Below are 25,328 nucleotides of genomic sequence, written 5' to 3' on the forward strand. Positions count from 1 at the left end.
GGACAACCGTTTATATTAATAGGGTATTGCGCTGTGAAAGATGACTACATTTTAATTGTTGATGATGAGCTCCCGATTCGGGAAATGATCCATACTGCTTTAGATATGGCAGGTTTTAATTGTCTACAAGCTGAAGATGCTCGCCAAGCGCATCAAATGATTGTCGATCAACGCCCTTCTTTAGTCTTGTTAGATTGGATGATGCCTGGTGGTGTAAGTGGTGTCGATCTATGTCGCCGCTTGAAAAAAGATGAAAGTTTGTCTGAAATTCCAGTCATCATGCTCACTGCTCGTGGTGAAGAAGACCATAAAGTTCAAGGTCTAGATGCTGGCGCAGATGACTATATGACGAAACCTTTTTCTACACGTGAATTGGTCTCTCGCATTAAAGCTGTGCTTCGTCGCTCTAATGCTTTAAGTGGAGAAAAATCAATTGATGCCAATGGCTTACTATTAGATCCTATTAGCCAACGTGTTAGTTTTGGTCCCCATATTTTAGAAATGGGTCCAACAGAATATCGTCTTTTAGCATTCTTCATGACACATCCTGAACGTGCATATACACGCGCTCAACTTCTTGATCAAGTATGGGGTGGAAACGTATATATTGAAGATCGTACAATTGACGTTCATATTCGCCGTTTACGTAAAGTTCTAGAACCTTTTGGTGCAGATCGTTATGTCCAAACTGTTCGTGGAACAGGCTACCGTTTTTCTACGCGAGCAGATGTCGCATTAGGTTAATTATTTTTTATGTACGAACCATATCCTGTCCCAGAAATTGCAAGAGAACATAAAAAGTTTCGATATAGCAGCTTATGGGCATTTTCCAAACAAGACCTAAGACTTCTCGCATTTTTTATCGTGATCGCTGCATTTATCGGCTTGGGAATAGGATATTTTTGGATCTGTATTCTTTGTGCATTTGCTGTGTTCTGCATCATCCAATTGCGTTCACTGTATCTAGTAAATGATTGGATTTCTAATAGACCCTATGATGTTCCACCAAACTTAGGTGGAATTTGGGGTGCACTACTTTTTAATGTCTATCGTGCTCAGCGCCAAGAACGAATCGTACAAGCAGAAATGGTTGGACTAATTGACCGTGCTCAATCGTCACTCGTTGCTTTAGCAGAAGCCGTTGTTCTTATTGATGATAATAATCAAATTGAATGGTGGAATCCTGCTGCAGAAAACTTACTCGGTTTTCAAACACATGATCGTGGGCGTAATATTCTCAGTATTTTACGCCAACCCAACTTCATTGAATATTTTAACCACATAGATGAATCACCAGACGGTTTAAAAATGAAATCTATGGTTCATGAAGATCGTTATGTTCAAGTTAAAATGACTCGTTTTGGTGGTGAAAGTCGTCTGTTGGTAGCTTATGATGTAACACGCATGCATAATCTTGAACAAATGCGAAAAGATTTTGTCGATAATATTTCCCACGAACTTCGTACGCCCTTAACTGTGCTAAGTGGTTATATCGAAACCTTTACAGATCAAGAAGATATCAACCCACGTTGGAAACGTGCATTTGATCAAATGCAATCGCAAACACGTCGTATGAACGCCTTGGTTAATGATTTGCTTTTATTATCACGTTTAGAAAATGAAAAAAGTGTCGCTAAAAATCAAATCATTGAAATGCCAAGTTTAATGAATCAATTATTTGACGATGCCCAAGCTTATAACATCGATTATGGCCACACCCTCAACTTAGATATCGATAGTCATTGTGATTTAATTGGTTCAGATATGGAACTTGCTAGTGCCTTCAGCAACCTCATTACCAATGCTATTAAATACACACCTAAAGGTGGAACAATTACCATTGGCTGGCATGATGATGGCACACATGGTTACTTTACAGTTGAAGACACAGGTATTGGTATAGACCCTAAACATTTACCACGTCTAACCGAACGCTTTTACCGTGTAGATAGTGCACGTAGTCGTGCCACAGGTGGTACAGGCTTAGGACTCGCAATTGTGAAACATGTTCTTATGCAACATAACGCATATTTAGATGTGGAATCTAAAGAAAATCAAGGCTCAGTTTTTAAAGCAGTGTTTCCTAAAGAACGTTTATATCATTTAAGTTAAGCGATAAAAAAAAGCACCTCACGGTGCTTTTTTTATGACTGTATAACTTATACGGTATGACCTAAAGCTTTACCCATTTCAACAGCAGAATTCGCTTTAAATTCAGCATCCCACTGCATTTTATTTTCTTCAAATAAAACCACTGCGGTTGAACCTAAATAGAAACGACCTAATTCAGCACCCTTTTCTAAGAATAAATTGTGCTGATTTACCTCTAAACGACCCGATGGTTTTACTTTACCTGTTGCAACAGTTTCAATGCCGGCAACAATCATTGCACCCACAAGAACAACGGCCATACGACCAAGTTCTGTATCAAACAAACACACCATACGTTCATTACGTGCAAATAAACCTGGAATATTTTCTGCTGTTGTTTGATTTACAGAGAATAACTCACCTGGTACATAAAGCGTTTCGGTCAATGTACCCGCAAAAGGCATATGCACACGATGATAATCTTTAGGTGAAAGATATACTGTTGCAAACTGACCATTCTTAAAAGGTTCAGCCAACAAAGGATCTGCAATTAAATTTGCAGTATTAAAACTTTGACCTTTGGCTTGAAAAATTTCGCCTTCTTCAATTTTGCCTAACTGAGAAATTGCCCCATCTGCAGGCGATACAATACTAGTTGCATCTGTATCAATTTCACGTACACCCTCTTTTAAAGAGCGTGTAAAAAACTCATTAAATGATTTAAATTTCAAAGCATTTTGTTGCTCTGCAATGGACATATCAATGCCATATTGCGCTTTAAAAGCACTAATCACAGTATTTTTAATGATTGGTGTTTCACTTGCAGCAAGCTTACCAACAACACGAGATAATTGATGTTGTGGCACAACACGTTGAGCTTGAATGAAAAGTTGTTTTTTTAAACGTGACGTGAGGCTCAAGACGGCGTCTCTCCAGTAATAATTGGACTCGCGAGGCTGTTGCCCCATTCACTCCACGCACCATCATACGCTTGAATATTCCAACCCAATAAACGCCCAAGAATATATGCTAAACCTGAGCGATGATGTGACTGGCAATATACAACAACAGGCTCATTCAAATTAAAGCCCAATTGTTCCAAACGCTGTTGCGTGTTTTGTAATGGTCGCAATTTTAAATGATTTTCACGGTTTAGGGCAGTACTCCATTCAAAATGTCGTGCACTTGGAATATGACCGCCTCGTCTAGCCGCCAATCTTAAACCTGTATATTCATCCTCTGTACGACAATCCCACACTTGAACTTCATTATTTTGTACTTTTTGCAAAAGTTCATCGTATTGAATACGGTATTGTTCATTTAAATGAACTTCAACTAGAGGTTCTACTTGTTCAAATTTTTCTACTTCAGATGTGGTCGGCAAACCTGCACCTAACCATGCATGAATGCCACCATTCAACAAGCTCGTGTTATAAAAACCTAAACAATGTAAATTCCAAATTAAGCGTCCTGCCCACGCTCCACCTTCATCATCATAAACAACAACTTGATGATCTGGTGTGATATTTAAAATTCGAATAAGTTCTTCTAAGCCTTCTTTTTCTGGCAATAACCCAGAAGCATTTTCTTCTTGGCGAACTAGATATTTCGGTTGTAAATGAATCGCATGAGGAATATGAAGCTGCTCAAAAACGGAACTTCGTGTTAAATCCACAATTCGGATTTTTTCATGTCCCAAATAAGGAACTAAATCTTCAACTTCAATTAAAAGTTCAAAATTAAATGCAGACTCAGACATCTTTTTTTCTTTATATGCTTAGCAGAATATCTTTAATCTTAGCATATTTGCTTTTCTTGATTATGTTGATTTTTGATATGTATTTAGCACAATTTTAGATGATAAATATAAACATTCATGCAAAAAAATACCGAACAATCTATTCGGTATTTTTCAATTTTAAAATTAAATTACGCTTCAGTAATATCAAAAACCTGACGCAAATATGCAAGGAATGTATCGTTATCAGTCATCGTTTTTCCTGGACTATCGGAAATTTTTGCCACAGATTGTCCATTACATTCAACAAGTTTTAACACAATATTTAATGGTGTTTGACCCATATCATTGGTTAAATTTGTTCCAATACCAAAGCTTACTTGGAAACGATCTTTAAAGTAATTATGCAATGACCATGCTTTTTCTAGATTTAAACCATCACTAAAAGTCAGCATTTTCGTTTTACTATCAATTTTTAGCTTTTTATAGTGCGCATAAGCTTTATCGCCCCACTCGTACGGATCGCCACTGTCATGACGTAAACCATCGAAAAGTTTTGCGAAATACAAATCAAAGTCACGAAGGAATGCATCCATGCCCACAACATCAGTTAAAGCAATCCCTAAGTCACCACGGTATTCTTGCACCCATGTTTCTAATGCTGATTTTTGGAAATTACGTAAACGCACATCAAGTGCCTGAAATGCTTGTAAGAATTCATGTGCCATTGTCCCAATTGGGGTAATGTTCATTTCTTTGGCAATTAATACATTGCTCGTACCACGGAAAATATCTGGCGCACTTTTATGAAACTCTTGAATAACGTGTTTTTGCCATTCGAAACTATAGCGACGACGTGTTCCAAAATCTGATACTAAAAATGGAGGATCATTTGGATTTTGTTCTTTTGCATATTGCTGAATAAGTTCAATTTTCGCTTTTAAACGACGTTCACCTTCAGCGATTACCTCATCACTACGAATACGCTGGAAATAAAGTTGATTTACAATGGCTAATACAAAGATTTCAAACATCATTGCTTGAACCATTGGACCTTCAACCCAAATATCCAAACGACCTTCAGCATCAATCCCCGCTTTAATAAAACGGCGTTTTAATTGAAATAATTCTAAATAATCGACAAAGTCACTTTTAAGAAAACGCAAACTGCGTAAATATAATAATTCATCTTCTATATATTGAAGCTTACATAGATGATCTAGCTGTTCATTCAAATCATCTAAAATATCTACCAGTGGATAAACCGTGTCATCTAAGTTACGGCAACGGAAGTGGTACACACTATGCGTCTGCGGAAACTTATGAAGCACCACTTGCAACATGGTAAATTTATATAAATCTGTATCCAGTAAAGATTGAATGATTGGAGCCATATCTTGATGTATTTCGCTATGCTTAATGCATTAAAGCACATTTTTTAAGTAAAAATTGAAAGTTTTAATTGTCTTGTCTCTGTTTTGGATAATTTTCAAATAAATTTGAAAAAATTCAACAATCAATACTTCTTTACTCGTTTAAATAGCTATAACTGTATTGCCTTAATACCTATTTTAAATTCAATGAACGTAGATAATCATTCACGTATGTAATTTGTTCTGGCTTTAAACCTTGTAATTCTGCTCGGTATTTCTCTGGAGAAATGAGTCCCAATGCCTGCGCAACAAAAATCCAATTATTCAGATGAAAAATTCCATTCCATCTATGTAGCACATAACCATTCACATCTGCCATTCGTGGTGTTCTCTGCATAAAAACTTCTTTAATTGCTTTATAACTTTCAGGGAATGGTGTTTCTGCCACCTTTTTCCAAAATGGTGTATCTCGTCTTGGACAGTCATAATGCATTCTTAGAAAATCACATATCCCCTTCCAAGATTCAGCATTTGCTTGGTTGAATTGCTCAATACTTAAATCTGAAATGACACTACCACTTTCTAGAATAACTTTTTGCATCATACGCAATTGCTCAAGCATTTGACCTATAGATGTTGCTTCAAGTGGTTCAACAAAACCTGAAGCTAAACCTAGTGCCATCACATTTTTTTGCCACACTTTTTCAAAATGACCTGGTTCAAAACTTAATGTTTTTTGAGGCTTTATTGTTTTGCCAAAATACTTTTCAATTTCTGCAAGAGCCTGTTCTTCAGTTTTAAATTCACTACTATATACATAGCCTGCACCTATACGTTCGATAAGCGGAATTTGCCACATCCAACCCGCTTCCATTGCAGTTGCTCGACTAACTAATTCAGGATTTTTTCCATCATGATCTAAATGAAATGGTATTGCCTTATCTAGCCATAAATATTCTTTAAAAGATGTCCATTTACTTTTGAATTTTTTACCAATGACTAAACGGGCAAAACCTGAAGCATCTATTAATAATTGGGTTTCTATTTTTTTTGATCTGTTTGAACTGTAGTCACAAAGCCATATTCATTGAGTTCAATATCTTGAACAAATGCTCGCGTATGCTTTACACCACGCTCAATGGCTATTTTACCTAAAAAATCAGCTGTTCTTTGACTATCAAAATGTAGTGATGTTGCTATTCCAGACTGATCGGCTAAGGCTTTAAGTGCCTCATCTAAAGACACTCTATTTTTGATTTTTTCAACATCTTTCACCACATCTGCTAAAGGAATACTATTTGCTAAGACAGCAGAAATAAGTGGATAAAATGCCATATATTCAACATTAAATGGGGGGTGCCGCGGATTTATAAATAAATGATAAAATTCATCATCTCTTTTCCCTGTTCGCCAACCTTCATAACAAAAACCCCATTTAAAAGAAGCTCCTGTTTCTTTCATAAATGTTCCAACTGGAATATTTAATTGATTCAGGGTTGTAACCAAATTAATTAAACCACCCTCTCCCACACCAACAATGCCAACAGTTGGAGATTCAACTAACTCAACTTGAATATGCTGTGGAAAAAATTTGCGAAATGAAAGTGCTGCAAACCAACCTGCTGTCCCCCCACCAATAATAGTCACATTTTTTATATACCGAAGATCTAACATCATTTATTCCAATTTTATTTGACTAATTTTTTAATTTTTATTGTTTAATTTCTTGATTATCAAAAATAAAAACACATCTTCATTGCTTCACAATATGATATGAAAAAATGATGATGTGTTATATAAAAGAATATCTATCACATAAATATTATGTATTTATTCAGCCAGACTTAATGCCTTTAACTTTTCATCTTGACCAATAATTTTGGCAAACTCTTCAACCGTTTTTTGTCCTGTCTGTTTAGCATTTACATCACAGTCCGTTTTTCGTAATTGTTTTACAATAGACCACTCTAATTTAAACATCGCACCCATCAATGCTGTATTACCTTTATTGTCACGCGCACAGCGGTCTGCACCATACTTAACAAGCGTTTTTACTGTATCTAAATGACCATAATAAGATGCCATAATCAAAGCGGTATACCCTGCTTGATTACGCACATCGACTGGGAAACCATTTTTTAGAAATTCAACAATAACTTCCTGATTTCCAGTTTTAGCAGCATCAAAAAAGAGATTGATCAATTCTTGTTGTGAGGTCATCTGATCATCAGCAGCCACCTTAGCTGGAGAGATATTCCCAACCTCAGTAGCAGTTGCGAATGCAGAACCAAAAGTAAGAATACTCGCTAAAATTGTGCATTGCATAACTTTCATGATGGACTCCAACAAAAATCGAATTAAAAAATAAAAGCGCCTGTAAAACTCCCCTAGGGTGCAGGAAAGGGTCTGAGTTTTACAGGACTTTTGAGAGGTGACTCCGAGTGCACCGGTCACCAGTTTGGCAGACTAATAAATTAGTCTTTCAATTTTGCAGCTTTTGCTTTAACAGTCGCTAAGTTACCGTTAACAGCTTTAGTCATACGCGTACCGTAGTCTGCATCTGCTTTGTAGAAGTAAGACAACATGATGTGCTTAGTTTCTGAATCTTTAACATTGCCTAAGTCAGCAGCCAAGTTCATGATTAAGTCATCTTTCTCTTTTGCAGAGTAAGAACGGTAAAGGTCACCAGCTTGCTTGAAGTTTTGCTCTTTAACGCCAATTTGCTGTACATGACCCGTTAATGGTGTTTGTACCGCACGAGCAGCAGGAGTCGATGGTTTTGGATCGATACGGCTTGGCTCATAGTTCACGTTAGAGTCTGTTTCAGACATATTCATGAAACCATCTTGGTTGTTGTTATTTACTTTAACAAGCGGACGGTTTACTGGAATTTGTTGGTGGTTCGCGCCCAAACGGTACATTTGTGTATCTGAGTAAGAGAAGATACGACCTTGAAGTAAACGGTCTTCAGAAGGTTCAATACCTGGTACTAAGTTACCCGGAGCCAATGCAACTTGTTCAGTTTCGTTGAAGAAGTTTTTCGGCATACGGTTCAATGTCAACGTACCCACTTTAGTTTCTTTTACTAAATCTGTAGGCCAGATTTTAGTTGGATCAAGTGGATCAAAATCAAAGCTGTTTAGGTCTTTAGGGTCCATAACTTGGATGTAAAGATCCCATTTAGGGAATTTACCAGCGTTGATCGTGTTGTAAAGATCGTTCGTTAAATGGTTGAAGTCTTTACCTTGTTGTTCCACAGCTTCTTTAACGTTAAGACCTTTCACGCCTTGTTTAGAGCGGAAGTTAAATTTAACGTATTTGTATTCACCTTTGTCATTGTACAATTTGTACGCATGAACACCGAAACCATCTTGTTCACGATAGCTCGTTGGAACGCCTTGATTGCCATAAACATAAGTCAACATATTTGTTGCCCACGGTTGGCTAGACAAGAAGTCAAATACACGGTTAGCGTCTTGAACGTTATTGATAGGGCTTGGCTTCATCGCATGAATAAAGTCAGGGAATTTAATTGCATCACGAATGAAGAATACTGGAGTTTGGTTACCCACTAAGTCCCAGTTACCCTCTTGTGTATAAAATTTGATTGCAAAACCATGCGGGTCACGTAAAGTTTCAGGTGAACCTTTGCCATGAATTACAGTAGAAAAACGTAAGAATACAGGAGTTTTTGTACCTGCTTTAAACAGTGAAGCAATAGTAAGATCAGATAAATCTTTCGTTGCTACAAATTCACCATAAGCACCCGTACCACGTGCATGTACAACACGCTCAGGAATACGCTCACGACCAAAACGTTGTAGTTTTTGTACGAGTTGAACATCTTGAAGCAATACAGAACCATTTGGACCTGCAGTGATTGAATTTTGGTTATCGCCAACTGGCGCACCGTTATCTTTTGTTAATGGTGCTGCAAATGTGCTAGCTGTAACAGTAGCAAGCATTGCAACCAATAAAGAACGCTTAAACATCGTCTTCTCTCTCAAAAATACCTTTCCTGCAGGGGTAAATTACAGACTTATTGTTAATAGGTAAAAGTGTCATTTTTTATAATTTTAATCGAATAAATAGATTGCAAACTCAATTTAACCACTTAATCTTTTTAAATTAATTACTTAACTATTCATGTTTTATTTAATAATCATTCAATCCCCTAATTTTGCTACAATTTGAATGTATTAAAAAACATCATATGTGGTTGTGTTATGCGTGCTTTATTGCAACGAGTATTAGAGGCAAAAGTTGTTGTTGACGGTCAAACAACAGGTGAAATTGAAAAAGGCATCTTAGTTTTCCTTGGTTTAGGTAAGGAAGATAACTTAGAAAAAGGCAAAAAAATGATCGATAAAATTTTAAAATATCGTTTTTTTGATGATGAACAAGGAAAAATGGGCTGGAATATCAGTCAAGCAAATGGTGGATTATTACTCGTTTCACAATTCACTTTAATGGCTCAAACACAAAAAGGATTACGTCCAGACTTTGGTCCTGCTATGTCACCAAACGATGCAAAAGAGCTTTATGAACAACTCGTAGATTATGCAAAATCACAATTTGAAAATGTTCAAACAGGCATTTTTGCAGCTGACATGAAAGTTCATTTGGTCAATGATGGACCTGTTACATTTAACTTAGAAATTGAATAATTCATATTCTATAGATACGAAAAAGCCCTCATATGAGGGCTTTTTCGTTCAATCCTGTTGTACCCCTTCACTTTCAAAAGAAGAAAATGCAGAAGGGATATTCTTATTTACCTGTTTTATCTTTAATAAATTGGCGGGCAAATGACAATTTTTCTTTTACAGGTTTTGGCAATTTTGGTGGAATAAGTTTAGCAGCACGGTTAAACCACACCAATAAACTGAAGTCACCTTCCATTTTAATTGTGCCGTTTTGCATACCAGTCATAAATACAGAAGGATCACCTTTTGCTAAAGTTTTCACGCCTTGCTCACTGTCAGCAAACTGCAAGGTAAAATCAGCAGGCTCTGCACTTCCCGAGACCGTCTCAATTTTGCCATTATTGACAATAATTTGACGTGCCATACCTAAGTCTGTACCAATTTGAATACGAAACTGTCTATCGTGAATTAATTCAATAAATTTAGGACTTGTACGAGCCAACTGCTTCATACGTAATGCTAAGCCTGCAACCATAAGATCAAGTGGGTCTGTACTCACATCAACAAGTGGTAGTTTTACGACAGGTAGTGAAGGAAGTTTCATGACATCGAAGCCTATTGTAATTGTATAAAATTAAACTACGACATCCTACCATAGCTTATTTTTTTTGCAGTATTGCTTTACGTAATAAAGCATAAATTTTGGATATAAAAAAATGCACATGAATGTGCATTTTTCAAGAAGGATCAGTCTTTGCTTAACGGCTAGAATACTGTTGCTGATCATCCTCATATACTGGCGTATGTTCAATATAACGGCGCTTTGCCACTGCTGCTCGTTCCGCTCGGCGATCTTCAACTAAAAGCAAGAGTGTCATCATAACCATTGCAAATGAGATCGCTGCTAAATAACTGTAAGTTACTGGGAGTTCAAAAACTGTTTGCACACTAAAACGTACAGCTTCTAGTAATCCCCAAAACACCATTCCAGCCATCATAAAACTTAACCAGCGGCGATAAGGCGATAAGAAAACAGCAATCAAAGCAACCGCAACTAAGCTTATGCCGACAATACTTGCTAAATTCGCTGTTGCCATAAAAACCTCCGTAAGTGTTAGATTTGTGCTTTTATCAAGCGCCCATCTAACGCGAATACCTTTAATTAGATTAATGGGCTATGTGTATTTAAAACTCTATGAAAAGCATTATGAGCAGTTTTTTGTATAAAAAAAGACTTGTTATTTGGTTATGCGACATACATTGTCGCAATATTATATTGTAATTACATTTTTTTTGATTTGAACTTTTAGGGAACTTAAGCCTGTTCTTTCTTCGCGTGTCATTACAAAAAAAACAGTGCTCTTTTTAAGTCAAAAATTTTTTTTACCGATGGCATTTATCGTTATTTTGTTCTTGCATTAAATCCCGACTTGTTTCTCTTTTTCTGATTGCTATCCCAATAAAAAATACGGCAATTATGCCGTATTTTTTATTCAATTGATTCAATCATTAATCACGATTTAAATCTTTATCGTGTACACCAAGCAAGTACAATACACCATCTAAACCTACACTTGAAATGGCTTGATTGGCATTTTGACGAACCAATGGTTTAGCACGGAATGCAACACCTAAGCCTGCAATTGAAAGCATTGGTAAATCGTTTGCACCATCACCTACTGCAATTGCTTGTTCAAGTGAAATACCCATTTCTTCAGCAATTTGCGTCAGTAATAATGCTTTACGGGCACCATCTACGATATGCCCTTTTACTTCCCCTGTCACAACGCCATCTTGAATATCTAAGATGTTTGCATGCACTTCATCTATGCCTAATTTTGCTTGTAAATATTCTGCAAAATATTGAAAACCACCAGATAAAATTGCAGTGCGATAACCCAATGCTTTTAAGGTAGAAATAAGACGTTCCGCACCTTCTGTAATGGTTAATCGTTCTGCAATACTTGCAAGTACAGAGGCATCCATACCTTTTAACAATGCAACACGTGCGCGGAAACTACTTTGGAAATCAAGCTCACCTTGCATTGCACGTTCGGTAATTTCAGCAACTTGCTCACCTACTCCAGCCTCTTTTGCAAGTTCATCAATGACTTCTTGTTCAATCAGTGTTGAATCCATATCAAAGCAAACTAAGCGACGATTACGACGATAAGCATTGTCTTCTTGCACAGCAACATCGACATTTAATTCACTAGACAATTTTAAGCAAGCTGCGCGCATTGCTGCTGCATCTAACATCTGTCCTTTTAAACCAAACTCTACACACGCACGTTTAGGCTCATTAGACTCACCTGTTAAAGTTGGTCTACCAGATAAACGTGTCACTGTTTCAATGTTAAACCCTTGATTCGATACAATTTGGGTAACTGCTTGTAAGTGCGAAGCTTTTAATTCGGGTGCTAGCGCAGTTACAATATAACGTGTACGTCCACCCTCACTTACCCATTGATCATAATCTGTTGCCAAGATTGGTTTAAAGCGAACTGTTAAACCAATTTCATGTGCTAAAATTAAGATCTCTTTCATAGCTAATGCTGTTGCTGTCTGATCTTCAGAGGCTACAACAATACCTAAAGTAAGCTGATTATGGATGACGGCTTGGCCAACATCTAGAATTTGTAAAGAATGGGCGGACAACACCTGCATTAATCGAGTAAACTGATTAGGTTGGTCAGGTCCTAAAAATGATATAAGAATGATTTCTCGCATGAATTGACTCGGGTCTGAGCTACAACTATTGTTAGAATCATAATCGAATTTAAATAGAATTACTTTGGAAGTTTACGTTGAATGCGCCTAGACAAGGGCTATTTGCTAGCCTACTGATTGTAAGCTTTATCTTGCATACCTTTTTATTGGTACTTGCAACGACACATCAATTAAATGAAAACCGCGCCAATCAAGGGCAATTGATGACAACTCAATTGGTTACGGACAGCTTATCTGAGCTAGATCCACCCAATACAGTGTCTCTTGCTTTATTGGCAAATCGTTATGCAACAAACCCGAATATTGCTTCCATTCGTATTTTAAATACAAATAATCAGGTACTTGCAACTGGCGGAATGTCTAAAACACGTCAAGGCGAAATTTTTGTTAGAGATGCGTTACAAAATGAAAAGAAAGTCGGCACAATTGAAATTACGTTAATAAAACCAAGTATTGGTGAAATTTTACGTACTCAATGGATCGCTATTCTATGTTCATTACTTATCCATTGTTTATTATGGTTAGCGTATCGTGCAATTGCTCGACCAAGCCGCACAGAGTATCTAGCAAATATTAATAATGAAGCTCGCTTGAAACACGAACTTCAGATGTTGACTCAGGCTTTAGAACAAGAAAAGCAAAATACAGCATTGGCTTTAACTCAGTCACAACATCTTGCACAATCATTACCTAAAGCAAAAACGCCTAAAGTTGAACTACAAGATAAAAATACAATTGCGTTAACCATTCAATTCTATGACCCTAAGCAATTACTTGACTCAATTACAGATAAGGTCTCTATCCCTTACTTTAATTTGTGCCAAATCTTTTTAACTAAAAGTATCGAACTTTGTGTTCAACATTACAAATTGAATGTTTCCGACATTACAACTGTTCAGCAATTTAGTCGAAATGGTGCAACATTAACTATTTCTTCTGAAAAGCCAGATTCAGCAGAATGTTTAGCGATGATTGGAACTGTTTTCCAACTTCTTTCCGAAGTACTTTATAAGCGTTATCGTGAAGATAAACGCTTTGTACTACAAACACGTTGTGCTATGGCGACTTCTGTTGAAACAATGCAATTAGATGCTATACAAGCAGCGGAGCGTTTGGTCAATCAACTTTCAGCTAAAGAAAGTGCACTTTATTTACCAAATGAATTGCTAAAAGATTTGTCTACGCACTATGAATTAGTCAATTTGCCAAATCCAACCAATGTTCTCACTCGCCACTCATTTATGATTAATGGGATGGATACCAAGCATGCTGAGCTGGCTCAAACCATTCGTACTGAAATTTTAAAAGCAAAACAATCACGCTCTGCCTAAGCTTTAAAATAGAAATAAAAAAGCCTGATTCAATATCAGGCTTTTTTATTCAGATAAAAATGCAAATATAGTGGTGTACTACCCGATTACATCTTTCATAGAAATCCGTTCTACACCTTTATGCTGCATATCTTTCCATGCTTTTGCTAAAGAGCCATTTAAATCAATACCCTTTGTTGCATCTTCAATAACGTAAGTTTTAAAGCCTAAATCTGTTGCATCCATTGCTGTCCACGCTACGCAAAAATCTGTCGCAATCCCCACAATAAATACGGATCAATACCACGTGCTTTTAAATAGCCCTCTAAACCTGTTGTGGTCTTTTGATCGGCTTCCATAAATGCAGAATAACTATCGATATGACTATGAAAACCTTTACGGATAATAAGCTGTGCTGTTGGTAAATTTAATTTTGGGTGTAATTCCGCATCATGCGTACCTTGAACACAGTGTTTTGGCCAAAGCACTTGTGTACCATAATCCAATTCAATTGTTTCAAATGGTGCTTTATCTGTATGATTTTCCGCAAAAGAAATATGATTATCAGGATGCCAATCCTGGGTAATTACAATATTGTCAAAATATTCGGATAAGGCATTTATATTGGGAATAATTTGATCTGCATCTGCTACTGCTAAATTTCCTTCTGGAGTAAATCCATTTTGAACATCAACCACAATTAGAGCTGTTTTCTTCAACATTCATCATATTCCTTTATCTGCCTTTCAATAGTTAAGCATATTTTAATGAATTTATTGAAATAAAATGTGCCTATAAATCTTAGATTTCACATCTTATAAAAACAAAAAGCCCACTCAAAAGTGGGCTCATGTGCTACTAATTTTTTATGCTTTATTTAAACGATTCACTAAAACCAACATGAATACTGCAGAGATTAAAATACATGGAATTGCTGCTGAAATTACCCCTGCCGCACCAAAACCTGCTGTAAGAAGTTGACCTGCAATCATTGGTCCAAGCATTGCACCAACACGTCCTACAGCCGATGCTACACCAACACCTGTACCACGAACTTCTGTTGGATAAACAATGCTGCCAAATGCATACAACACGCCTTGGCAACCAATAACAAAGGCACCAACCAATGCAGAAGCCATATACATTTGCGTTAATGAACTTGCACCATTTAAAGCAAATAAGCCTGCCAAAATACCGCCATACATTAAGACAATGACATACGCCTTTTTCCAGCGGTCAGTTAGCATACCTAAAATAACAGTACCAACAGTTGCACTTACCATGAAATAGAACTGAGCGGTTGCACCTTCTTTACGACTAAAACCTAATTCTGTGAATAATGATGGCAACCAACTTAACATGATGTAAACCACCATCAATGTGAAGAAATAGCTTACCCAAATTAATAAAGTACGCAGTACATTGTCAGAATTAAACAAATCTTTGAATGAGGCTTTAGCTTGCTGAGGCTCATCTTTACTCTGTGTTTGTGCTTTTAAGAACTCTTTCGATTCAGGTAAAAACAACATCATTACAGGAATAACAACAATGGGCAACAAACCACCTAAATAGAAAATATTTTTCCAATCTGCCCCAAAGCTTGTACTTGCGACCAAAGATAAAATTGCAGCACCAACAGGCATACCACAATACATTAAGCCCACAGCACGACCGCGATTTTGTGGTGATACTGCTTCAGAAGCTAATGTAATTAAGATTGGCATTGCAGCACCTAAGCCTGCACCTGCTAAAAAACGCACCGCCAATAATGAGCTAAAACTATTCACCCATACTGTACATAATGTAAATACTGCAAAAATAGCCGTAGAGAAAATCAAAACTTTTTTACGACCAATTCGATCGGCAAAACGACCGCCAACCAATGCACCTGGCAATAAACCTAAAATACCTGCACTAAAGAAAATGCCCAACTGAGAACTATCTAAACCAAAATGCTCTTTAATACCTGCAGCGGCAATCCCTGCTGCTTGAATATCTAAGCCTTCGATAACTGCAATAAGAAAGCAAATTGCAACTGTTACAATTGCATGCTTTTTATCTGATTGATGAACGACTTTATCCATATGATCAAGCTCAAAGTGAATTCTAAGATATCCATCTTCTGAGACTTTCATAAAAAGCTGTAGCTACCTAATAGTGGAATAAAAATACGGCTCAATCTTCTGCAAACATGAAGTTTCACGTAAAAAAAGATTATGAAATAGCGCTAAAACCAATTACTAAAAAAAATACTCCACATAATTTTTCAAAAAGCAGGCATATTCAATTGTCTTTTCTCACCATATAAGAACTGTTCTTTTCTTTTATATATCTAAAAACACTTAAAAATCACCATCACAACCAAGGTGATTTACTGTATTTAGCATAAACATTAAGATTTTCATGATCTAAAACAAGATGTATTTCATCTTAAATATTTTACTGACTTCGATGAAAAAAAAGAATTACAAGGATTTCACCCTTTATTTAAGCAATATTTTTGTTGGAATTTCATAATCCAAGTTCAGAAAAACAAAGGTTTTTACACATAAAAATAGATGTATTTTCAAATCAACCCCATCATTTCAATAAAGTTTTATAAATATTAAAAACTTTGTTATTGCTTTGACTAAAGGTTATTGTTCTGACACACTGAATCAGTCATAATTTGCATAAGCATTATTCAATGATGACTTATTGAATTTTGACTCAAATCAAAATACTGCAACCATCCACATTTTCTGTTTCTCTACATAACGTGGATGGGAAAATAGGATATTTTTAAAAAATGACTCAGCAAGCACAGACCATTCAAGGCTCAATTGTCGCAATTGTCACCCCAATGTTAGAAGATGGCAGCGTAGATTGGAAAGGTCTAGAAAAGCTCGTTGAGTGGCACATAAAACAAGGCACGAATAGCATTGTTGCAGTTGGTACAACTGGTGAAGCATCAACATTAAGTATGGCTGAACATACACAAGTGATCAAAGAAATCATTCGTGTAGCAAACAAACGTATTCCAATTATTGCTGGTACTGGTGCAAACTCAACACGTGAAGCCATTGAATTAACACAAGAAGCGAAAGAACTAGGCGCAGATGCAGCTTTGTTGGTAACACCTTATTACAACAAGCCAACACAAGAAGGTTTATATCAGCATTATAAAGCTATTGCAGAAGCAGTAGATCTTCCTATCATTCTTTATAACGTACCAGGTCGTACTGGTGTAGATATGCAGAATGAAACTGTTATTCGTCTTGCAGATATTGCAAATATTGTCGGTATTAAAGATGCCACAGGCGATGTTCCACGCGGTCAAGAGTTAATTGCTGGCTTAAAAGATAAAGCAATGACTGTTTACTCTGGCGATGATGCAACGGCTTATCAACTCATTACACTTGGTGCAAAAGGTAATATTTCGGTTACGGCAAACGTGGCACCGAAAGAAATGAGTGAAGTATGTGCAGCTGCTCTTGCTGGAGATGCAATCAAGGCTGAACAATTAAATAGTAAAGTTGCTATTTTACATGATGTTCTATTCTGTGAATCAAACCCAATTCCTGTGAAATGGGCACTTCATGAAATGGAACTTATTGGTACAGGGATTCGTTTACCGCTTACCCCTCTTGCAGAAAAATATCGCACTCCGCTTCGTGAAGCACTCACGTCGGCAGGCATCATTAAATAAAAGAGCTTACATTATGCAAATACGTTTTGGTTTAGTCACTGCGCTTTCAGCTTTAAGTTTGGTTGGTTGTAGTTCGTTTGGTATCAACAATGGTTCTTTAAACTATAAAAAAACAGCAACAACCGAATCACTACAATATCCTGAAGGTTCAATGGTTAGACCAGCAACGCCTTTGTATCCAGCTCCTATTGTTGATCCTCGTGCAACTGCTAATGCACCTAAATATGAAAATGAACGTGGCAACCGTTTCGCTCTTCCTCGTCCAACAACATTTACACAAGTAAATACTCAAGATAATTTGAACGAAGATTCTATTGGTCGACTTCAGCAAATAACTGATGGAAATCAAAATCCTTTGCTCAAAATTGATGGTAATTCTGCTACAATTTGGCAATATACTCTTGCCACGCTTAGTAGCCTTAACCACAAAATTGTTGGTCAAAGCAAAAATGCAAATGATGTAACTATCATGATTGATCAAAAATCTTACGTATTAAGACTTAACTCAGTTGGTTCAAGTAATAGTCTTGCCGTGTTCAATACCAATAACACTTTTGCAGACAAACAAGTTGCTGCAGAACTGTTAGCCCAAATTTACCAAAATTGGCCAGCCTAGACATTTCTAGGCATTTTTTTTGAAAAAGGTTCCCTCCATGTTAAAACAAACCTTGCTCTATACTGGTAAAGCGAAATCTGTTTATGAAACAGACAGTGCAGACCATCTGATTTTAGTCTTTCGTGATGATGCTTCTGCATTCAATGGCGAGAAAATCGAACAACTAGATCGAAAAGGTAAGGTGAATAACCGTTTTAACGCCTTTATCATGGAAAAGCTAGCTGCGGCTGGTATTGAAACGCATTTCGAAAAACTTCTTTCTCCTACAGAAGTTTTAGTGAAAAAATTAGACATGATTCCTGTTGAATGTGTAGTTCGTAACTATGCTGCAGGTTCATTATGCCGTCGTTTAGGTGTTGAAGAAGGTAAGGAACTTGTTCCACCTACTTTCGAATTGTTCTTTAAAGATGATGCACTTGGTGACCCAATGGTTAACGAGTCTCAAGCAATCACTTTAGGTTGGGCAACTGCAGAGCAACTTGCTCGCATGAAAGAATTAACTTACCAAGTGAACGAAGTTCTTAAAGAATTATTCGAAACGGGTAATATGCTTCTTGTTGACTTTAAACTTGAATTTGGTGTATTCCATGACCGCATCGTTCTTGGTGATGAGTTCTCTCCAGATGGTTGCCGCCTATGGGACAAAGACACGAAGAAAAAACTCGACAAAGACCGTTTCCGTCAAGGTTTAGGTGGTGTTGTTGAAGCTTATGAAGAAGTTGCTGCTCGTATTGGCATCGATCTTTCAGACATCTAATTCAGTCTGAACTTCAAAAAAACCGAGCTTAATCGCTCGGTTTTTTTATATTTAAATTCTTATAAACTCATTGTTATACCCAACTGAAGCCCTCTTCCTGGCAGTGGTGCAATATATTTTAGTGGTGAGTTTTGAGGTCTAGCTTCTTCATTGAGTAAGTTTGTTCCATTTAAATAAAATGCTACATCTGCATTTTTTAATGCAACTTTTTTACTTAATGATAGATCCAATAAATTATACGCAGGCAATGCAATTTCCGTATTTACACTTTTCCCTAAGTACTGTGGTTTTGCATAATAAGTATTTGAAAGACGAAGATGATAATCATCTTTTTCCCACTCTATGCTTGCACCATAACGATTTGTTGGCATATTTGTAGGATATTCTCCATCATTTGAAGATTGATTTTTTGTATTTTTCACACGATTTTTAACAAAGTCACCAAAAGCACTGAGCGTTAAATCTCCCCATTCATTAAATAAAAATTGATGACTTAAATCTATTTCAAAACCATCAATTTTGACATTAGTTTGTCTCCAATATTTCAAAGGCAAACGATTTTTCATTGCTGTCCCTGAATGCACTAAATAAATATAATTATTAAAATCCATTTGATATAAGGATAAATTTATTTTCGATTGATCAAATATAAAATCTGTATTTAATTCAATAGTTTTGACTTTTTCTTTATCTAGATTTTGGTTCCCTTCTTCTTGGGTCATAACCGAATAATGCGGGTTACTCGAATACAATTCATTAATTTCAGGTGCTCTTTCAGATTCACTATACTTGGCATAAACATGGACATAATCGCCCCAATTAAAACCAGCACCAACATAATATTGAGATAAATCAAAATTACGATTTTCCAACTTTCCATTATTTGCATTACGTGCCAATTCAAAAGTGTGATCTTGAATCTGATGTTCTACTTTTTCTTTACGATAACCTGCATCAAAATAAATTGGATTAAAGCTCAACTTCTCTTGAATAAAAAAGGCTTTCCTATCAGTTTTTACATTCGGCAAATAACGTGCATAACCTTGCCCATGAACATCTCGTTGTCCCCAACTTAGACCCATTTCACCAGACAAAAATTTTTGTTCTTTTTGCTTAACAACAAATTCAGCAAAGTTTTGTTCAAATTTATATAAATTTGCTTCGCTTGCGCCAATATATTCCCCCGACTTATTAACTAAGTTAGAGGCTTTAAACTGAATATTTTCTAGAAATGGTAAAGGTCGATTCAATAAAGTATCTAATAAGAATGTATTTTGCTCAGTCTTTACACCAACAGGTAAGCCATCGGCATAACTTGTTTGAAAAGACTTATTTTCCATAGAAAAACCAGGCACGCCATAATGGATTTTTTTATAATCAGCACTAAAACCAATATAGCCATTTTTTAGAAAATACGTAGTACCCAAAGCAATATTGTCATTAATTGCATAACTATTACCGAGTTTTTTATTATAATTTGGTGTTACATCATTATTAATCTTTTCATTTTTGAATGGCTCAGTCCCAGGAATATAATCAGGATTTACTGGATTTTGATAGGGTTTACCATTCCAATTTGAAGTCGGTTTATCCGTGTAATATGAAAACTCACCATCCGCATAATCTGGATTTTCCGTTATAAACTGATCGATATAAGGTTGTGATGCTTTGTTATAGATACTTTTTATTCTTGTATCTTTCTGACAAGCATCTGCCAAAGGGCTATTTACCCCTCCATTTATAAAAACCTCTGTTTCGCACACTTGCGCTTTGCTTTTACCCGGAATGTTATAAGCCTTAATTTCTTGCCTTGAAAATTGAATATTTGTTGCTAAGTTTTTTTGATTATTTAATTGTAGCTTTAAACCTTTCGCATCAAAATTATTCCAACCATTCTTAAATACCAAGTCTAATTGATGAGATTTTTCTATAATTTTTTTCGGAATCAAGCCACTATCAACTTCAACACTTCCACCTAAAGATTGATCCCCATATCTCACACTATTATTCGATTTATTTATTTTTATAGATTCAGTGAAAATAGGATCGAAAGGAATATTCACATTTCCACTTATGGCATTTAAGCCTTGAATAGACGTTCCATTTTCAAATATTCCTACACGATTTCCTTGTAATCCACGAATGACTGGCGCACCTGAATTTGGCCCAAATGAACTATTCTGCACACCCGAAACATGTTTAGTTGCATCTCCTAAAGTATTTGATTTTTCAATAAACTTTTTATCAACTGTATGTTCTTTTTTAGGTTCCTCTTGTGCGGTAATTTTAATAGGCTTTAAGTATTGAAGAGACATTATTTCTGCTGCCTCAGCTTGTTTAATAAGCAGGAATAATAATATTAAAAGCTTTAAACTGTTCATCTCTCGATCTTTATTGTTACGTTATAACATATCATTATACAGTTTTATTAAATAATACAAATGTACTAAAACCAACTTTTAAATTTTTTTAGACTTATTTTTCATATCTTCTTGAATTTACAAAAATTAAAGTTAATTTAAGATTCTAATAATAAAGGTGTTATTTGAAAGAAATCAAAATAATTAAATTATGATCGGATAAACAAATCATTGTTATTAAAATCATCCTTTTTACTTTTTTAGTTTATTTTTCTATTATTTATTTCATACAAGGCAATGTAGAAATTAACTCTGTTTTTCGCACTACATTGCCGACCAGTTTACCCTCTGGATGTAATCTCCCTAAGAAACATCCATTTTATGCCCGATCTTCCAAAGATTGGGCTTTTTTTATTGCTGCTGTTGCTGTTGTTGCCAACGTCGTTGTTGCAGTTTTTCACCTTCAACCTCACGCTTATTACGTGCAGATTCATATAATTTTGTACCTTTTAATTCAGATGGTAAGTATTCCTGTAGTACAAAATGTTCTGGGTAATTATGCGGATATAAATAGTCGACACCATATCCCTGTTCTTTCATTAGTTTTGTAGGAGCATTTCTTAAATGGAGTGGAACAGGTAAATTTGCTGTTTTTTCAGCTAAATCCATCGCTTTATTAATCGCTAAATACGTACTGTTACTTTTTGCACTTGTTGCTAAATAAACGGCACATTGTCCAAGAATAATTCGTGATTCAGGCATTCCAATCACTTGAACTGAACGGAAACATTCCCCAGCCAAAAGTAAAGCATTTGGATTCGAATTCCCTATATCTTCAGATGCAGCAATTAGCATACGGCGTGCAATAAAAATAGGATCTTCACCACCTTTAAGCATACGTGCCATCCAGTAAAGTGCACCATCTGGATCACTTCCACGAATGGATTTAATAAAAGCAGAAACGAGGTCATAATGCTGTTCACCTGCTTTGTCATAACGAGCAATATTTTGCTGTGCCACTTTTACAACAACAGCATTGGTGATGATATTTTCTAAATCAGGTTCAAAGGTGCTTGCAATTAAATCTAGTAAATTTAAAGCCTTACGAGCATCACCTGCTGAAAATTGAATTAGTGCATCAAACTCTTCTATTTGAATATATCGATCTTTTAAAAATTGATCTGTTTGAATCGCATTGTTAAGTAAGGTTTGAATCGCGTTTTCATCTAAAGCATTTAAGGTATAAACCTGACAACGTGAAAGTAATGCGCTATTGACTTCAAATGATGGATTTTCTGTTGTTGCACCAATCAGTGTAATTTTACCTTTTTCAACAGCATTCAAAAGTGCATCTTGCTGTGTTTTATTAAACCGATGAATTTCATCAATAAATACTACAGGTGGCATCAAATCGCCACCATCAGAAATCACTTCTCTTAATTCTTTTACGCCTGTATTTAGCGCAGATAAACTTACAAATGGTCTATCTATGGCTTGAGCAAGTAATAATGCGATAGTCGTTTTTCCAACACCAGGGGGTCCCCAAAAAATAATTGAAGGCAAATGCCCCTGATCAATCATTTGACGTAAAGGAGCATCTGAACCAAGAAGATGGTCTTGTCCTATAATTTCAGATAAGTCTCTAGGACGTAGGCGTTCAGGAAGTGGAATATTGCTGTCTGACATCTTGTTATTACTTTGCTAAGCTTTTACTTAGTCTACTATGTTATACATCTATCTAGGCAACAGTTTTAAATACAAAATTTACGATCATTCTTATGAAGCCGTTATCTTTATGAAATATTTAATTAGCGCTTGTTTGGCAAACATTCCTGTACGTTACGATGGAAAAGCCTATTACTATGAAAAAATCACGCAGCTAGTACAAACACAACAAGCTATCACTATATGTCCTGAAGTGGCAGGAGGATTAAATACGCCTCGATTGGCTGCAGAAATTATAAGTGGAACAGCTCAAAATGTTTTAAACAACACTGCAAAAGTAATCGATTCTCAAGGAAATGATGTAACAAAAGCCTTTATAGATGGCGCTTTTAAAACATTAAAAATCGCACAAAAGCATCAAGTTTCCACCGTTATTTTAAAAGAAAATAGCCCTTCTTGCGGCACACATTTTATTTATGATGGCTCATTTTCAGGTACAAAAACTGTTGGTTTGGGTATAACAGCGTGTTTACTACAGCAATACGGATTTCATGTGATATCTGAAGATGAGTTTTTAAAATCTTTACAGTAAACCTTCATTTTTTAATTAGCGAACCCAACGCACAATATAATCTTCAATTTCATCTTCATCGACTTCAGCTTCTGAAACACAGCGGCCAGCAACTGACTTTCTGGCTTTAATAACGCTTTCTCTTGAACCTGTATTTAAATAGTGCCAAGACGGTAAACTCTTCCCCTCACTCATCCGCTGATAAGCACATGTCGATGGTAACCAATGTATTTTCGCTAATTTTTCAGGCGTTAACTGAATACAATCAGGTACATGTTGAACGCGGTTTGGATAATCGGAACAATGTCCTGTTTTACAATCTAATAACTTACAAGCAACTTTGGTATAAGCCACTTCATTCGTTTCATCATCTTCTAATTTAATAAGGCAACACAATCCACACCCATCGCACAAAGCTTCCCATTCAGCAGTATTTAACTCTGATAATGTATAGTTTTTCCAGAATTGCGGACGTAAAATTTCAGGCATGAACATAGGTTATAAAAAAGAAACGTATCAACATTATATCAGGCTTCAAGAATCAATAGAGAAAAGAGCCTGCTTTGAATAAAACACTTCGCACTTGTACAAAAAACAAACAAATACATCACAAATATTAGAATTATCATCTTTATACTGAATCGCATAATCAAAAAAATCACAAGGAGAATTCGAATGTTTCGTTGGGCTATTATATTTGCAGTTATCGCCTTAATTGCGAGTTTACTAGGTTTTGGTGGTGTTGCTGGTCTATCAAAAGATTTTGCTGTCATTTTACTTGTTGTTGCAGTCATTCTTGCAATTGTAGGCTTTCTGTCTCGAGGAAAAGTCTAAATAACGTATGCTATTTCATAAAAAGAAGAGCTTAGCCTCTTCTTTTTTTATTTGCATTGAGCTCGTCATAATTTCTCACATTTGTTTCTATTTCATTTAATTCTTTCAGAACATCTGCAATATTTTTATGCTTTAATCAGGTTAATCATAATTAAAGCTTCAAGGATTGTGCATGAACTCTGTAATCAAAACACGTGAAATTCAATACACTGCTAAAGATGGTTCTACCTTAATTGGATACTTTGCTACGCCAGAATCCATAACACCTGTAGCAGGTGTAATTGTAGCTCCAGAATGGTGGGGACGAAATGAATATACAGAACAACGTGCACGTGAATTGGCTGAACATGGTTATGCAGCCTTAGCAATTGATATGTATGGCAACAAGAAGGTAACAGCGGAAGCCTCTCAAGCAAACGAATGGATGACAGAAACCTTTCAAGACCCAACTACCATCGTAACTCGTGCATCTGCTGCTTTAGAAACTTTAGCTGCACAAGATGAAGTCGATAGCTCAAGACTTGGTGCTATAGGCTTTTGCTATGGTGGCAAAGTCGTTTTAGATTTAGCCCGCTCTGGAGCACCAGTAAAAGCCGTTGCAACCTTTCATGGAATTTTAGCTGCTCAATCACCTGCCGAAGAAGGTAAAATTCAAGCAGAGATTTTAGTTTTACATGGCGAATTAGACAGCATGGTATCTTTAGATGATGTTGCAAGTTTCCGTGAAGAAATGCATGCAGCAAAGGTGAACCATGAAGTGATTGTTTTTGAAGATGCTAAACATGGCTTTTCAAACTTACTTGCCGATGAAAGAGCCAAAGCGAATGGTGTAGATCTTGGCTATAATGCAGAAGCAGAAAAGCAAGGCCTCGACGCGATGTATGAATTACTCGCACATCAACTAAAAGCTTAGAGCAGAATTACCAATTATATTCACATGAATATGAAA

The 25,328-nt window shown here is 36.2% G+C and carries 22 protein-coding genes and 2 pseudogenes; 10 read left to right on the plus strand and 14 right to left on the minus strand.

All coding sequences use genetic code 11. The annotated features are described in order from the left end of the window. The first annotated feature begins 33 nt into the window (after positions 1-33). Positions 34-744 carry a phosphate regulon transcriptional regulator PhoB gene (gene phoB / locus AC5YC8_RS03795; RefSeq protein ID WP_496118581.1) on the plus strand — a complete coding sequence of 237 codons (711 nt, stop codon included), beginning with the start codon at positions 34-36 and terminating at the stop codon, positions 742-744. A 9-nt stretch (positions 745-753) separates the two neighbouring features. Continuing rightward, a complete protein-coding gene (gene phoR / locus AC5YC8_RS03800) occupies positions 754-2,112 on the plus strand; it encodes a phosphate regulon sensor histidine kinase PhoR (RefSeq protein WP_496163597.1) in 1,359 nt (452 codons plus the stop codon). 47 nt (positions 2,113-2,159) lie between these two features. On the opposite strand, the gene asd is transcribed toward phoR, so the two are convergent. The 6 genes and pseudogenes from asd to AC5YC8_RS03830 all read right to left on the minus strand — a co-directional run bounded on the left by asd (position 2,160) and on the right by AC5YC8_RS03830 (position 9,194). Next, positions 2,160-3,011 carry an archaetidylserine decarboxylase gene (asd, locus tag AC5YC8_RS03805; RefSeq protein WP_496163598.1) on the minus strand — a complete coding sequence of 284 codons (852 nt, stop codon included), beginning with the start codon at positions 3,009-3,011 and terminating at the stop codon, positions 2,160-2,162. Continuing rightward, a complete protein-coding gene (locus AC5YC8_RS03810) occupies positions 3,008-3,850 on the minus strand; it encodes a sulfurtransferase (protein ID WP_496163599.1) in 843 nt (280 codons plus the stop codon). The genes asd and AC5YC8_RS03810 overlap by 4 nt, the downstream gene beginning before the upstream one ends. Before the next feature lie 170 nt (positions 3,851-4,020). Beyond that, positions 4,021-5,223, minus strand: a complete 1,203-nt coding sequence (gene pncB, locus AC5YC8_RS03815; protein ID WP_496163600.1) for a nicotinate phosphoribosyltransferase — start codon at positions 5,221-5,223, stop codon at positions 4,021-4,023. 172 nt (positions 5,224-5,395) lie between these two features. Further along, positions 5,396-6,879 (minus strand): annotated as a pseudogene (locus tag AC5YC8_RS03820) (tryptophan 7-halogenase). A gap of 153 nt (positions 6,880-7,032) precedes the next feature. Beyond that, positions 7,033-7,536: an ankyrin repeat domain-containing protein gene (locus AC5YC8_RS03825; RefSeq protein ID WP_496163601.1), complete on the minus strand. Its 504-nt coding sequence runs from the start codon at positions 7,534-7,536 to the stop codon at positions 7,033-7,035. A gap of 140 nt (positions 7,537-7,676) precedes the next feature. After that, on the minus strand, positions 7,677-9,194 hold the full coding sequence (locus AC5YC8_RS03830) for a catalase (RefSeq protein ID WP_496163602.1): 1,518 nt from the start codon (positions 9,192-9,194) through the stop codon (positions 7,677-7,679). A gap of 234 nt (positions 9,195-9,428) precedes the next feature. Between AC5YC8_RS03830 and dtd the strand changes: the two genes are divergently transcribed. Continuing rightward, positions 9,429-9,869, plus strand: a complete 441-nt coding sequence (dtd, locus tag AC5YC8_RS03835) for a D-aminoacyl-tRNA deacylase (RefSeq protein ID WP_496118593.1) — start codon at positions 9,429-9,431, stop codon at positions 9,867-9,869. Positions 9,870-9,972: 103 nt separating this feature from the next. Here the strand turns inward: dtd and AC5YC8_RS03840 are convergent, their stop codons facing one another. The 3 genes from AC5YC8_RS03840 to serB all read right to left on the minus strand — a co-directional run bounded on the left by AC5YC8_RS03840 (position 9,973) and on the right by serB (position 12,578). Next, complete coding sequence (locus AC5YC8_RS03840) at positions 9,973-10,452, minus strand: SCP-2 sterol transfer family protein (protein WP_496118594.1); 480 nt, start codon at positions 10,450-10,452, stop codon at positions 9,973-9,975. A gap of 154 nt (positions 10,453-10,606) precedes the next feature. Continuing rightward, complete coding sequence (gene aciT / locus AC5YC8_RS03845; RefSeq protein WP_496118596.1) at positions 10,607-10,945, minus strand: ciprofloxacin tolerance protein AciT; 339 nt, start codon at positions 10,943-10,945, stop codon at positions 10,607-10,609. A 412-nt stretch (positions 10,946-11,357) separates the two neighbouring features. Next, positions 11,358-12,578, minus strand: coding sequence for a phosphoserine phosphatase SerB (serB, locus tag AC5YC8_RS03850; protein WP_496163603.1), 1,221 nt, complete (start codon positions 12,576-12,578; stop codon positions 11,358-11,360). A gap of 53 nt (positions 12,579-12,631) precedes the next feature. Between serB and AC5YC8_RS03855 the strand changes: the two genes are divergently transcribed. Beyond that, positions 12,632-13,909: a hypothetical protein gene (locus AC5YC8_RS03855; RefSeq protein ID WP_496118676.1), complete on the plus strand. Its 1,278-nt coding sequence runs from the start codon at positions 12,632-12,634 to the stop codon at positions 13,907-13,909. 78 nt (positions 13,910-13,987) lie between these two features. Here the strand turns inward: AC5YC8_RS03855 and pncA are convergent. Beyond that, positions 13,988-14,610 (minus strand): annotated as a pseudogene (pncA, locus tag AC5YC8_RS03860) (bifunctional nicotinamidase/pyrazinamidase). A gap of 144 nt (positions 14,611-14,754) precedes the next feature. Further along, positions 14,755-15,972 (minus strand): 3-(3-hydroxy-phenyl)propionate transporter MhpT, encoded by a 1,218-nt coding sequence (mhpT, locus tag AC5YC8_RS03865; protein WP_496163650.1) that lies wholly within the window; start codon positions 15,970-15,972, stop codon positions 14,755-14,757. Between the two features lie 704 nt (positions 15,973-16,676). Here mhpT and dapA point away from each other — a divergent pair. From dapA to purC, 3 genes are read left to right on the plus strand one after another with little or no spacing between them, the layout of a single operon-like run. After that, positions 16,677-17,576: a 4-hydroxy-tetrahydrodipicolinate synthase gene (gene dapA / locus AC5YC8_RS03870; protein ID WP_496163604.1), complete on the plus strand. Its 900-nt coding sequence runs from the start codon at positions 16,677-16,679 to the stop codon at positions 17,574-17,576. Between the two features lie 13 nt (positions 17,577-17,589). Further along, positions 17,590-18,192, plus strand: coding sequence for a lipoprotein-34 precursor (NlpB) (locus AC5YC8_RS03875; protein ID WP_496163605.1), 603 nt, complete (start codon positions 17,590-17,592; stop codon positions 18,190-18,192). Between the two features lie 37 nt (positions 18,193-18,229). Beyond that, the gene (purC, locus tag AC5YC8_RS03880; RefSeq protein WP_496163606.1) at positions 18,230-18,949 is read left to right on the plus strand and encodes a phosphoribosylaminoimidazolesuccinocarboxamide synthase; all 720 of its coding nucleotides are present in this window, start codon (positions 18,230-18,232) and stop codon (positions 18,947-18,949) included. A 59-nt stretch (positions 18,950-19,008) separates the two neighbouring features. Here purC and AC5YC8_RS03885 read toward each other — a convergent pair whose 3' ends face one another. Both AC5YC8_RS03885 and AC5YC8_RS03890 read right to left on the minus strand, forming a co-directional pair. Next, positions 19,009-21,330 carry a TonB-dependent receptor gene (locus tag AC5YC8_RS03885; protein ID WP_496163607.1) on the minus strand — a complete coding sequence of 774 codons (2,322 nt, stop codon included), beginning with the start codon at positions 21,328-21,330 and terminating at the stop codon, positions 19,009-19,011. 390 nt (positions 21,331-21,720) lie between these two features. Then, on the minus strand, positions 21,721-22,995 hold the full coding sequence (locus tag AC5YC8_RS03890) for a replication-associated recombination protein A (protein ID WP_496118609.1): 1,275 nt from the start codon (positions 22,993-22,995) through the stop codon (positions 21,721-21,723). Between the two features lie 109 nt (positions 22,996-23,104). Here AC5YC8_RS03890 and AC5YC8_RS03895 point away from each other — a divergent pair, with 109 nt between their 5' ends. Further along, entirely contained in the window at positions 23,105-23,566 is a 462-nt protein-coding gene (locus AC5YC8_RS03895) for a 2-thiouracil desulfurase family protein (protein WP_496163608.1), read from the plus strand. A gap of 15 nt (positions 23,567-23,581) precedes the next feature. Here AC5YC8_RS03895 and AC5YC8_RS03900 read toward each other — a convergent pair whose 3' ends face one another. Next, the gene (locus AC5YC8_RS03900) at positions 23,582-24,034 is read right to left on the minus strand and encodes a YcgN family cysteine cluster protein (protein ID WP_496118613.1); all 453 of its coding nucleotides are present in this window, start codon (positions 24,032-24,034) and stop codon (positions 23,582-23,584) included. A gap of 186 nt (positions 24,035-24,220) precedes the next feature. On the opposite strand from AC5YC8_RS03900, the gene AC5YC8_RS03905 reads away from it, so the two are divergent. Both AC5YC8_RS03905 and AC5YC8_RS03910 read left to right on the plus strand, forming a co-directional pair. Beyond that, entirely contained in the window at positions 24,221-24,379 is a 159-nt protein-coding gene (locus AC5YC8_RS03905; RefSeq protein ID WP_004656956.1) for a DUF1328 domain-containing protein, read from the plus strand. A 172-nt stretch (positions 24,380-24,551) separates the two neighbouring features. Beyond that, entirely contained in the window at positions 24,552-25,292 is a 741-nt protein-coding gene (locus tag AC5YC8_RS03910; RefSeq protein WP_496163609.1) for a dienelactone hydrolase family protein, read from the plus strand. The last annotated feature ends 36 nt before the right edge of the window (positions 25,293-25,328 follow it).

It is taken from the genome of Acinetobacter sp. FY731 (assembly GCF_059515905.1).

Excerpts from the sequence above, each read along its gene's own strand:
- pncB (WP_496163600.1), bottom strand. The coding sequence starts at position 5,223 with ATGGCTCCAATCATTCAATCTTTACTGGATACAGATTTATATAAATTT.
- mhpT (WP_496163650.1), bottom strand. The coding sequence starts at position 15,972 with ATGGATAAAGTCGTTCATCAATCAGATAAAAAGCATGCAATTGTAACA.
- AC5YC8_RS03895 (WP_496163608.1), top strand. The coding sequence starts at position 23,105 with ATGAAATATTTAATTAGCGCTTGTTTGGCAAACATTCCTGTACGTTAC.
- AC5YC8_RS03910 (WP_496163609.1), top strand. The coding sequence starts at position 24,552 with ATGAACTCTGTAATCAAAACACGTGAAATTCAATACACTGCTAAAGAT.
- serB (WP_496163603.1), bottom strand. The coding sequence starts at position 12,578 with ATGCGAGAAATCATTCTTATATCATTTTTAGGACCTGACCAACCTAAT.
- purC (WP_496163606.1), top strand. The coding sequence starts at position 18,230 with ATGTTAAAACAAACCTTGCTCTATACTGGTAAAGCGAAATCTGTTTAT.
- AC5YC8_RS03825 (WP_496163601.1), bottom strand. The coding sequence starts at position 7,536 with ATGAAAGTTATGCAATGCACAATTTTAGCGAGTATTCTTACTTTTGGT.
- AC5YC8_RS03890 (WP_496118609.1), bottom strand. The coding sequence starts at position 22,995 with ATGTCAGACAGCAATATTCCACTTCCTGAACGCCTACGTCCTAGAGAC.
- AC5YC8_RS03875 (WP_496163605.1), top strand. The coding sequence starts at position 17,590 with ATGCAAATACGTTTTGGTTTAGTCACTGCGCTTTCAGCTTTAAGTTTG.
- dapA (WP_496163604.1), top strand. The coding sequence starts at position 16,677 with ATGACTCAGCAAGCACAGACCATTCAAGGCTCAATTGTCGCAATTGTC.
- AC5YC8_RS03885 (WP_496163607.1), bottom strand. The coding sequence starts at position 21,330 with ATGAACAGTTTAAAGCTTTTAATATTATTATTCCTGCTTATTAAACAA.
- AC5YC8_RS03900 (WP_496118613.1), bottom strand. The coding sequence starts at position 24,034 with ATGCCTGAAATTTTACGTCCGCAATTCTGGAAAAACTATACATTATCA.
- AC5YC8_RS03840 (WP_496118594.1), bottom strand. The coding sequence starts at position 10,452 with ATGAAACTTCCTTCACTACCTGTCGTAAAACTACCACTTGTTGATGTG.
- AC5YC8_RS03905 (WP_004656956.1), top strand. The coding sequence starts at position 24,221 with ATGTTTCGTTGGGCTATTATATTTGCAGTTATCGCCTTAATTGCGAGT.
- AC5YC8_RS03810 (WP_496163599.1), bottom strand. The coding sequence starts at position 3,850 with ATGTCTGAGTCTGCATTTAATTTTGAACTTTTAATTGAAGTTGAAGAT.
- dtd (WP_496118593.1), top strand. The coding sequence starts at position 9,429 with ATGCGTGCTTTATTGCAACGAGTATTAGAGGCAAAAGTTGTTGTTGAC.
- aciT (WP_496118596.1), bottom strand. The coding sequence starts at position 10,945 with ATGGCAACAGCGAATTTAGCAAGTATTGTCGGCATAAGCTTAGTTGCG.
- AC5YC8_RS03830 (WP_496163602.1), bottom strand. The coding sequence starts at position 9,194 with ATGTTTAAGCGTTCTTTATTGGTTGCAATGCTTGCTACTGTTACAGCT.
- phoR (WP_496163597.1), top strand. The coding sequence starts at position 754 with ATGTACGAACCATATCCTGTCCCAGAAATTGCAAGAGAACATAAAAAG.